9 protein-coding genes are annotated in these 7,583 nt (G+C 42.4%); 6 read left to right on the plus strand and 3 right to left on the minus strand.

From position 1 onward, the window contains the following. Window positions 1-13 precede the first annotated feature (13 nt). The 3 genes from K941_RS0101900 to K941_RS0101910 all read left to right on the plus strand — a co-directional run bounded on the left by K941_RS0101900 (window position 14) and on the right by K941_RS0101910 (window position 1,222). Complete coding sequence (locus K941_RS0101900; RefSeq protein ID WP_029102278.1) at window positions 14-250, plus strand: hypothetical protein; 237 nt, start codon at window positions 14-16, stop codon at window positions 248-250. Continuing rightward, entirely contained in the window at window positions 247-501 is a 255-nt protein-coding gene (locus K941_RS14405; protein WP_208854344.1) for a hypothetical protein, read from the plus strand. Before K941_RS0101900 ends, K941_RS14405 begins: the two co-directional genes overlap by 4 nt. A 109-nt stretch (window positions 502-610) precedes the next feature. Next, entirely contained in the window at window positions 611-1,222 is a 612-nt protein-coding gene (locus K941_RS0101910) for a hypothetical protein (protein WP_029102279.1), read from the plus strand. Window positions 1,223-1,458: 236 nt separating this feature from the next. On the opposite strand, the gene K941_RS0101920 is transcribed toward K941_RS0101910, so the two are convergent. The 3 genes from K941_RS0101920 to K941_RS17675 all read right to left on the minus strand — a co-directional run bounded on the left by K941_RS0101920 (window position 1,459) and on the right by K941_RS17675 (window position 3,779). Beyond that, complete coding sequence (locus K941_RS0101920; RefSeq protein WP_051225797.1) at window positions 1,459-2,385, minus strand: matrixin family metalloprotease; 927 nt, start codon at window positions 2,383-2,385, stop codon at window positions 1,459-1,461. Window positions 2,386-2,420: 35 nt separating this feature from the next. Further along, window positions 2,421-3,005 (minus strand): oligoribonuclease, encoded by a 585-nt coding sequence (gene orn / locus K941_RS0101925; protein ID WP_036387225.1) that lies wholly within the window; start codon window positions 3,003-3,005, stop codon window positions 2,421-2,423. A 111-nt stretch (window positions 3,006-3,116) separates the two neighbouring features. Then, window positions 3,117-3,779, minus strand: coding sequence for a hypothetical protein (locus tag K941_RS17675; protein WP_228130348.1), 663 nt, complete (start codon window positions 3,777-3,779; stop codon window positions 3,117-3,119). A 325-nt stretch (window positions 3,780-4,104) separates the two neighbouring features. On the opposite strand from K941_RS17675, the gene K941_RS0101935 reads away from it, so the two are divergent. From K941_RS0101935 to K941_RS0101945, 3 genes are all read left to right on the plus strand, one after another. Then, the gene (locus K941_RS0101935; protein WP_029102283.1) at window positions 4,105-6,573 is read left to right on the plus strand and encodes a TonB-dependent hemoglobin/transferrin/lactoferrin family receptor; all 2,469 of its coding nucleotides are present in this window, start codon (window positions 4,105-4,107) and stop codon (window positions 6,571-6,573) included. 528 nt (window positions 6,574-7,101) lie between these two features. Further along, a complete protein-coding gene (locus K941_RS0101940) occupies window positions 7,102-7,344 on the plus strand; it encodes a hypothetical protein (protein ID WP_029102284.1) in 243 nt (80 codons plus the stop codon). Further along, window positions 7,341-7,583, plus strand: a 243-nt coding sequence (locus K941_RS0101945; protein ID WP_029102285.1) for a hypothetical protein, incomplete at its 3' end; no start/stop codon positions are given. The genes K941_RS0101940 and K941_RS0101945, both read left to right, overlap by 4 nt.

The following is a 7,583-nucleotide window of genomic DNA, read 5'->3' on the forward strand; positions in this document are numbered from 1 at the left end:
TCATGGAGATGTCATGATTGTAGAAATCCCCCAAGAATTACAAGTGATGATAGAGTACCGTGCCAAACAACAAGGCATATCATCACACGCCTTTGCCGTCAAAACCTTAGAGCAGGCGGTCAATCCAAGTTATGCCAATGGCGATTTTAATTTTGATTTGGCACGCATAGACCAATCTATTAAAAGCGGACGTATTGATGTGCCTGATTTTGATGATATGGATGAATTTTTGGCATGGGTAAATTCATGAAAGTTATTTTTACCCCACAATTTAAATTATGGCTAAAAAATTATCCAAAAGCCGACCAAATTAAAATCGGTTTGTTCGTAGAACACGTCAAACAGTTTGGACTTAACAACTTGCAAGGACGCAACAAATCATCAGACAACGTCCCCACCGATGACCCAATTGGCTACAAAAAGTCAAATATGCCCAAGCCTATCGCCTGTGGCATTACCATATCGGCATACCTGATTATGCAGGCGAATTTGGCGACATGACCAGTGAATACATTTTGCATTATCAGCGTTTTGATGATGAGATTGTCATCGTGGACATGTCCGCCCACCCGCCTTTTGAACTACCTAGCATAGACCGCCTAATCTAACCATGCCAATCCCCACCCACATGGACGGTAAAACCGCCGACATCGCCAAAGACGGCTTTTCGGTCATGTATGAGTTTTACCCAAACCACCCCAGAGATTACCCGATTTATCATGATTTTGATGACAGCATGGTATTGTCACAGCATTTACCAACGTTGTTGATATTTGGTGTACTGGCAATCAGCCTTGGCAATGTGTGGCTCAATATCTTTATGGGCAATCAGTCGTTTTGGAACGCCCTGCCCTTTACGGTGATTTATTTATTGCTTGCCAGATTTGCCTTGTTTTTGTTGTACGCTCATATTTTTATGTGGCGACATCATAATACGATGATTGAGATTGATAAAGAGTATATTGCTTTTGTCAAGCATTATACCGACCGTGAAAAAACGGTCATCGGTTTTGATAGGATTTATCATGCCGAGCTAAAACAACGCACCCAAACGGAATTTAGCGATGACGGTCTTTATTACAAAAAGCACAAAAGCACGATTGGTTATGCAAGCAATCTATTTGGCATGGGTGAGCAAGCAAATCATATCGTAGGCGACATCATACACACTATGCAAGCATATCATGACAGTCATGATGTGAATTTGCCAAAAGTGAATTAGGGCGCACCTACCATTGATAACATTTTTATAAAATAAGATGAGAATTTGACAATTTCAACCAATTTTTGCAATGAAAAATGGCTAAATCTTGTTTTTCATAATAAAAGCTTGTTTGATAGAACGACTATCAAACTTCACTTTTTCCTTGAAAAACGTGCGATTTTTCTCATTTTTCATTGCAAATACCAAAGGCAGGCACACCCTATATTAAACAAAAGTTCTTTTATAACAATAAACTACCGATACAACGTCCGCTCATTTAACAAATCAATGTCCGCCTGTTTTAGCTCAAAATTATGCAAATCCTGCTCACTGGCATAGGGGTACATAAGAGCAGTAGGGTCATCATTATGCCCGATACTAAGGGCATGACCCAGCTCATGAGCCAACACCAACCGCAAATCATCGATATTTTCAAATTCATAGACATCAATCTTATGCCCGTCAAACTGCCCCTTGTGAAACTCTCGGGGTGTTAGGCGAGCATTGGCATGGTCAATGGCGTGATTGATATGCCCTGCCTTGTGATTGATGTCATCTACCGCTTGGTTAAAGGCGTCTTGGGAGAGCTGATAAGCGTCAATTTTGGCATTTAGGGCTTGCTGATTGGCTCGCAACTGCTTTTCTATGCCTAGCAAGCGTTGGCGTTCGTTTGGGTCGTGGGTGTGATTAATAAGATGAATGGTGTGGTTATATTGCTCTTGCCAAGCGGTCAGCTCGGTTTGCAAACGGTTAAACTCATCATGCAACGCCTGTCTTTGGCGTGCCAGATTGTCCGAGTCTCGTCTGTGATTTTGTTGTAGGGTATCAAGCTCCTGTTTGATTTGTTGGCGTGCTGTGGTTTCCATTTGTCGCTCATCATAGATGAGGTTGATACTCACTTTTGCACTGTCATCATAGACGAACCACTGCCGACCTGTGCCGTCATGCCATATCATCACCGCTTCATGGGCAAGGCGTTTGACTTCATCATGGCTTAATCCAAAACGCTCGTCCACATCGCCAATACGATACCGCACTCGCAAATCGGTTGGATAAGTCAGCCGATGAATCAAACTATTATAGCGAACCTGTGGCTCGGTGTGGGTCTGATAGGAGAAAAACCCAAGCACCAACACCACGCTTGCCAATATCATCAGCCGAATGATTTTTAACAACGTCATTTATTTATTCAAATCAGAGAATGACTAACGTCAAATTAATCTAGTAATTTAAAAAAATGCTCACGATAATGGCGTAACTCACGAATAGAATCCCGAATATCATCTAACGCCAAATGCGTTCCGCCCTTTTGGTAGCCACGAGCGACATCAGGTCGCCAGCGATAGCACAGCTCTTTGACACTAGACACATCTAAGTTACGATAATGAAAAAACGCTTCAAGCGTGGGCATTTGTCTTGCCAAAAAGCGTCTGTCTTGACAAATGGAGTTGCCACACATGGGTGACACCCCTTTATCCACCCACTTTGACAAAAATTCAATGGTCGCCTGCTCGGCATCTGCCAATGCTACCGTACTACGGCGGACACGGTCGGTAAGACCTGATTCTCGGTGCTGGCGAGTACACCATTCGTCCATGCCGTTTAGCACCGTATCGGGTACTTTTATGGCAAACACAGGACCTTCGGCAAGAATATTAAGATTATCATCGGTAACAATGGTCGCAATCTCAATAATCTCATCTTTTTGAGTGTCAAGCCCTGTCATTTCTAAGTCAATCCAAATGAGTGCTTTTTTGGGTTTTTGGGTGGGTTTGGGGTGCGTGATATGAATCTTGGACATGATGTTCCTAATTTGGGTAAATTATCTCTTGGACAATCTGATATTATAAAGAAAAAAAGCAAGGAATAAAAACAAAATGGGACAACCGCCCCACTTTATTTAATCAACCAATCAACTAAATCGCTTGGGAGCTTCGTCATAGACATGGGCATGGTATTGTCGCATTTGGCGCTCCATGACCGTGGCTATCGCCGCCGAAATCATGTGCTGTCCGATACTTTGGATATGCTCCGCTCCAACCATGTCCTTGACCTTATCAGCAAAGGCAATACTTACCAATGCTTCATCCGTCCCCACTTCTCGCAGGACGAGCGAGCCACTCTCCACTTCAACAAATTCCAAAATGGCTTCTTTGGCACCAAAACGTGGTCTGCCCCGCTCATCTATGGCTGACTCATCGCCCTGCTGTGCATAAACTTCTTCGCTGATGTCTGCCTTGACCGCTTTTTTGCAGGTGCGTTTTGGCTTGGCAGTTTGATTATCGGTTTGGCTTTTGGCTTGATTGTCAGTATCTTTGGTGTTTTTGGCTTGACTGGCTCTGGTTTGTTTTGGCTTGTTTTGGTTTGCCTTAGCTTTTGCTTTTGTGCTTTTTGGCTGACCTGCGGTGTCGCTCACCGCTGGCACATCGCCTACTTGTACATCAAGGGCGACATCTGCTGGGTCTTTTTTCTTGCGGGTGCGTTTGGGTTTGTCTTGCGAGTGCGTTTGGGCAGAGACAGACACATCATCTGTCATTACGCCCTGCTCTGCCTGCTTGTCGGATTGCTTTGCCATAAGATTGCCCACTCTTAGCGTACTTTTATATCATTAAAAACCATCTTTATATTATGGCGGTTATGTCGGTAAATTTCAAGTAAACTGCCAAGCTGTATTTCCCTTTTATCCATCATCATACGCTTATTTTTTAAACGATAAACACCCAAACATCAAATAAAAGCATTTGCTAGATTTTTACAAATAAATATAAAGATAATAACTGTTATTATTTACAAAGATAATTTTTTAAGGTAAAATGCCTTGTTTGTTGTCATTTTGTATGTATTCTTACAGCTTGATAATACCCACAGGACTTTTGTTTTATTTTTATAGGCATGGCTCTATGCGTCAATACAACTTTCCCAAAAAATCATTGCTCGCCCTACTCATCCCCACCATGATGTGCCACGCCATACAGGCTCATGCTGATGACAGCCCAGAACCCGAAGTTCATCTTGGACATGAGACGATTACCATTAGTCGCACACCCCAAGAGCAGGTCGGCAAAGAAATCATTACTAGGCAAGAGCTAAACCAAGAACTTATCCAAAACACCAAAGATTTGGTGCGTTATAGCCCTGATGTCGGCATTGCTGATAGCGGTCGCCGTTTAAAAGGTTTTGCCATGCGTGGGGTGGAAGGCAACCGAGTGGCAGTCGCCATTGATGGGGTGAGTATTCCTGATTCAGAAGAAAACTCATTGTATGAGCGTTATGGTAACTTTAACAGCTCTCGGGTTACGTTGGACTCTGAGCTGGTTCGTGGTATTGACATGGTCAAAGGTGCTGACTCTTTTAACATGGGTGGGGGCAGTTTGGGTGGGGGTGTGAACTATCGCACCTTGCAAGCGAGCGATTTGATTCAAAGTGGGGATTTTGGCGGAGTATATCGCACAGGATACGCCACCAAAAATAACGAATGGTTTCACACGCTTAGCATGGGTTATGATAACGGCATCATAGACATGGCACTTGTATATTCCCAAAGACGTGGGCGTGAGACTGAAAGTCGTGGCGGTGATGTTACGCCTTGGTACAGCTGTTATAGCGAATCCGCTTGTCAAGAGTACGCCACCTATGGGGCTTCACGCATGACACCCGACCCCGAAAAGCACAAAAATCAGAGCTATTTGGCAAAATTGGGCTGGCAAATCAATGACGACCACAGAGTCGGCTTATCAGTCAATGGAGCGAAAAATTCATCGGATACCACCGAGCATTCATATTCGCTAACATCGTACTGGCGTGATGCTACCGATAAGCAAGACATTACCAACACTAATCTTTATCATGAATGGCTACTAAATACCAACTTTTTAAGCAAAATCCGCACCGACATTGATTATCAAAAAGTCGATAACCGTTCTATCAATTATAAGGGCAATAAAAACTGGCGCGATAACAGTCGCACACACCTTGTCAATCTGGACGACCGATTATTTAACAACAAATACAAACGTCTAAGCATTGGGGTAGAATCGCCGACTTTTGGCATTAAAAACACCGAACATCGCATGAGTGCCAAAGTGTTTGTTGCCGAACGAGATTTTAAAAACATCAACATCGATGACATTTATAACAGTGCAGGCGTGATGACTGACCGTGAGATTTACACCATTCAGCACCCCATGAATACCCGTCAATACGGCTTTACCTTGCAGGATAATATCCGCTTTGGTAATGCTTGGTCGGTCAATGCAGGGCTACGCTACGACCACGAAAAAATCAAACCACAACCCCTTGATGTTACTTGTGGCAAAAAGTACGGCTTTGGGGTATTGTGCGAGAATGTAGATATGAATGGAGCAACCTTTAAAAACTGGACAGGACAGTTTGGTGTGGACAAACGCCTAAATGACACATGGCGAGCGGGCTATCTTGCCAGTACAGGCTATCGCAATCCCACATCGTCCGAGATGTTTTTTACATTCCAAAGTGGCTTTGGCAACTGGTCAGCAAACCCCACCCTAAAAGCCGAAAAAAGCCTAAATCACACGCTATTTTTGCAAGGCAACGGCGATTATGGCAAGCTAGACGTGGGCATTTATCACAGCAATTACAAAGACTTTTTGTTTGAAACAGAGACAATCAAGTACGAACCCAACAAAAACTACGATGAAATTTTTTGTGATTATTGGGGTGGTGATGCGTGTCGAAAAGCTTATCCAACCTATTATCAACAAATGGTGAATGCAGACAAAGCCCATATTTCTGGCATTGAATTTAAAGGTGAGTTGGCACTAGACAAAGTAACGCCCCTGCCCACAGGATTTAAAGGGTCTTTGAATGTCGGTTATAGCCGTGGCAAATTATCAGGGTTGCAAAACGCCAGTTTACTCTCTATCCAACCCATGAAAGCGGTTTTAGGACTTGACTATGAAAGCCCAACGGACAAATGGGGCGTGTTTACTCGCACAACCTACATGGGTGGCAAAAAAGCCAAAGATGCTCAATATGTGCGTGCCATATCCAATTGTTTAGAATACAAAAAAGACTGGTACGGTCAAGACACATCAACGTGTTTGACAGAAGTACCTGACACCACAGTTGAAAACTACAAATGGCTTAATAAATCTGCGGTAACGTTTGACGTGTTTGGTTATTACAACATCAAAGATAATGTTACTTTGCGTGCAGGGATTTACAACGTCTTTGATAAAAAATACCACACTTGGGACAGCTTGCGTGGCATTAACTCACTTGACCAAGGCAAGGCAGGGGCAAGCAATTCGGTGGACAGACAAGGTCAAGGCTTAGAGCGGTTTTATGCCCCCGGTCGTAACTACGCATTATCGCTAACCTATGAGTTCTAATAAGCCCAACCTTTGTTATAGACCTATCTTATGATAGGTCTTTTTAATTACCAATTACAACAAAACACACCATTGAGCGATGCAATTTTCGTTCATAGCAAATTCATTAAATCATGACAAAATCCACTTTTTGGCAAGTTTAAGACCAAGTTCAAACAAATGGGTCTCATGACAAACTCCAAATCATTAGGGCGTGCTGAGACTTTATGGCACTATTTGCAAATGATAAATATAGCTATTTAACTTCAAAAACCACCAAAACCGTTCGTGGTAAGCTTGGGAAGCCTAACGGTTTTCCTGCTCGCAGGCAGGCTCAGGGCGAACGGAAAACCTAGTTTGGCATACTTTTTGGACTACTATCCTTGAGTTTAATTAACCATATTTTAGATTTTGCATCAAAAAAACAACTCCTATACCACAATGTTCGTATACATTTAAATCTTAAGAATTTCTAAAAATATTTAGATACATACTGCAACATTATTTATTATTATGTTATAATATATCCTATCATATAGGAGATTTATTATGTTTAATTACAAAAACCTATCTTTAACCATTTTCTTGATTTTAAGTCAGACAGCAATGGCTGATGAAACAATCACGTCACCAGAAGACGACGATGGCGTGCCAACTGTAGAATTAGCACATGAAACCATCGTCATCAGAACCAATCTACAAAGCTCAGCTTTTGGCAATAAGGGCATTAGCGACTTACTTGTTAGAAACAGTCGCGTTATTTACAGTATTAAGGTAAAATACTGCAAATGAACATACACAAAAACACAAGACTGCTTCCCCACCATAGGGAAGCCATTTGGACTGCTTATCACAAAAACAAGCAATCATTGACTTCACTGGCACTCGAGTACAAAGTATCAAGACCTACCATTTACAAGGTCTTAAAACTTGCTCGTGTTAAACTGCTTAAACCCCAAACCAGTACCAACAATCGCTTTAAACAAGCCAAGTATGGCATTAAACGCTTAGCTAAGATTGAAAAGTCCATT

The sequence above is a fragment of the Moraxella caprae DSM 19149 genome (assembly GCF_000426885.1).
GTDB lineage: Bacteria > Pseudomonadota > Gammaproteobacteria > Pseudomonadales > Moraxellaceae > Moraxella > Moraxella caprae.

Bases quoted from the DNA above. Each gene is read 5' to 3' on its own strand.
- K941_RS0101900 (WP_029102278.1), top strand. From the start codon at position 14: ATGATTGTAGAAATCCCCCAAGAATTACAAGTGATGATAGAGTACCGT.
- K941_RS0101935 (WP_029102283.1), top strand. From the start codon at position 4,105: ATGCGTCAATACAACTTTCCCAAAAAATCATTGCTCGCCCTACTCATC.
- K941_RS17675 (WP_228130348.1), bottom strand. From the start codon at position 3,779: ATGGCAAAGCAATCCGACAAGCAGGCAGAGCAGGGCGTAATGACAGAT.
- K941_RS0101920 (WP_051225797.1), bottom strand. From the start codon at position 2,385: ATGACGTTGTTAAAAATCATTCGGCTGATGATATTGGCAAGCGTGGTG.
- K941_RS0101940 (WP_029102284.1), top strand. From the start codon at position 7,102: ATGTTTAATTACAAAAACCTATCTTTAACCATTTTCTTGATTTTAAGT.
- K941_RS0101910 (WP_029102279.1), top strand. From the start codon at position 611: ATGCCAATCCCCACCCACATGGACGGTAAAACCGCCGACATCGCCAAA.
- orn (WP_036387225.1), bottom strand. From the start codon at position 3,005: ATGTCCAAGATTCATATCACGCACCCCAAACCCACCCAAAAACCCAAA.
- K941_RS14405 (WP_208854344.1), top strand. From the start codon at position 247: ATGAAAGTTATTTTTACCCCACAATTTAAATTATGGCTAAAAAATTAT.